Annotated in this window: 2 protein-coding genes and 1 pseudogene; 1 reads left to right on the plus strand and 2 read right to left on the minus strand. The window is 41.6% G+C overall.

From position 1 onward, the window contains the following. Window positions 1-70: 70 nt before the first annotated feature. Window positions 71-541: a DUF4097 family beta strand repeat-containing protein gene (locus ACLTOQ_RS16135; protein ID WP_412319942.1), complete on the minus strand. Its 471-nt coding sequence runs from the start codon at window positions 539-541 to the stop codon at window positions 71-73. Then, on the minus strand, window positions 511-657 hold the full coding sequence (locus tag ACLTOQ_RS16140) for a hypothetical protein (protein ID WP_022517715.1): 147 nt from the start codon (window positions 655-657) through the stop codon (window positions 511-513). The genes ACLTOQ_RS16135 and ACLTOQ_RS16140 overlap by 31 nt, the downstream gene beginning before the upstream one ends. Window positions 658-1109: 452 nt before the next feature. On the opposite strand from ACLTOQ_RS16140, the pseudogene ACLTOQ_RS16145 reads away from it, so the two are divergent. Beyond that, a pseudogene (locus tag ACLTOQ_RS16145) lies at window positions 1110-2155 on the plus strand (transposase); the annotation flags it as partial. Between the last annotated feature and the right edge of the window lie 54 nt (window positions 2156-2209).

Raw genomic sequence — 2209 nt, forward strand, 5'->3', positions numbered from 1 at the left:
AAGCTTACCAAACATTTCTATATCCATTGTTTTATCCTCTTTTCTTTGGGTTTCTATCAGATTTATATTCTTAATATACAACAAAGCAGTGTGCTGTGGCAATATCCATCCAGCAATCTGTCTCCAGCTTATTTTCCACCGACACGTCTCCGGAAAGCTTCGTATTTTGGATTTTCGCATCGCCATCCTCCAGCGTGATCGACCCATTCTCCCACGTTCCGCTCTTCAGTTCCACATCACCGTAATCTGCTTTGCATTTGATATTCTGCATGTCACATCCGAAAAGTGTGATATCTCCATCCGCATTTTGCAGTCTTCCGCTTTCCGCCTGGATGCCATTCATCTGCACATCACCGAATCCCATCGTTACCTCTATTTTTTTCAGTACCTTCTTTTCCGGTACATACAGAATCACTCCTGTCTCCGACTGTTTACCGCCACTTAAGATTTCTTCCGTAAAGTCAATATTGATGTAAATCGTATCGGACACTGCGCTTGTCTCTTCGATGCTCAGAACACAGTCCTGCACGCGATATTCCATTCCGGTCCGGCATCCGCGAAGTACTCGGTAAAGTACTCCATTGCATCTTCGTAATCACTCTGCAGAAGTTTTTTCAGATACTTCTGCAGTTGATTCAAATATTCCTGACTTGTCATCCTTTTTTCCTCCCCTTGATCTGCCAGGAGCTGAACCGTTTTCCCCCTGATATCGAAAAAAAAACAGTCGATATACCTTCGAACTGTTCCCCTACTTTCAACTTTTCAAATTCCGCAAAAGTTATTTTCGTTTATATCATTTTAATATTATCGCACGCAATTGCTTTTGTCACATAAAAGTTGTAATCATCAAACCAGACATTCCTCCAAAGCGAACGATAACCTGTTACCATCCACAGATTTTTCTGCTGACAGCAACAGGCTCCCGTCTTTTACTGATAATTTTCAATTAATTCTCTGTAGAAATCTACCGCCAGAGAAAAAGGAAGGTTCCTTGCAGCCGGAAATCAACATATGTCTACGCATCTTTTCTCTTTCGGAACAGATATTCATCCAGCTGCTTTTTGATATCCTCCGGTATCTCCCTTGCAACCGGGCAGACTGCTGCATTTGTCCCGACGGATACGCTCCTGATTGTTTTCTTGAAATACTCTCAGGAACTGCGTGACTTCTGTGGCTTTGATGTTGTACCGGATGCCTCAAAATTTACCCGTTTTAAACAGGATTTCCTGATGGACTTACAATCTATGTTCGATCACATGGTTGATATGACCGAACCGATCTGCCAAAAACTTGACCCTCAACTGGCAGCTATGACTATCTTCGATACCTCTGGCATTGAAGCCTGGGTCACTGAAAATAATCCCAAATACGCAAACCGTATTATCAAACAGTTAAAAGCTTTTGCAAAGGCAAACAACCTTGATAAAAGCTATGATCCTTATAAGGCTGCCTATGGTTCCATGCCTACGCATGCTGCTTCGAATCAGGCAATCCAACAGATGTATATCAATGGACATTTCTGCTATGCCTATAAGTTCGGCATTGTAACCAATGGGCTTGGTATTGTCCGTGATATCACTTTCTATAACAAAGAGTTCCTAAAGGCTCATCCTGATATCGTTGTGGAAAAGAAATCTGACTCTCCTGATGAGGATAAATCTCTTGCTGATTCAAAAGCCCTGCTTCCTGTTCTGGTTGATTTCTTTCAGAAGCATCCGCTTATCGCCCCTAAGACTTTTCTTGGTGATGCTGCTTTTGACACGATTGAAATCTACAAAGCCCCTTTCGGTGAAATTGGATTTGAAAAAGCATTTATTCCTCTCCGCGTAAAACTTTCTATGGAAGATAACGGTTATACCATCAACGAAAATGAAATGGGAATACAATAAAGCAGATAAAACAAAACGCCGTGTATGCCATTGTGATAATCCCTGCACAACATCTTCCTGTGGGAGGATGATTTACGTTTATCCCGAAAAGAATCTTCGTGCCTATCCCGGAGTGGAACGAGGTTCAGCAGAATGGGAAGAAACATATAAAATCCGTGTAAACGTTGAAAAATCTATCAACCACTTTAAAGACAGCTTTTGCGTAGCTAATCGTAAAACCCAGAACGAAAAAACGCTTCATGCCGATTTACTTTTGGCTGGCATAGCCCAGCTTGTTACAGTAATCGTTGCTGATAAAATTCATCAACATCAATACATTC

Origin of the sequence: Gallintestinimicrobium sp. (genome assembly GCF_046968865.1) — a bacterium.
GTDB lineage: Bacteria > Bacillota > Clostridia > Lachnospirales > Lachnospiraceae > Gallintestinimicrobium > Gallintestinimicrobium propionicum.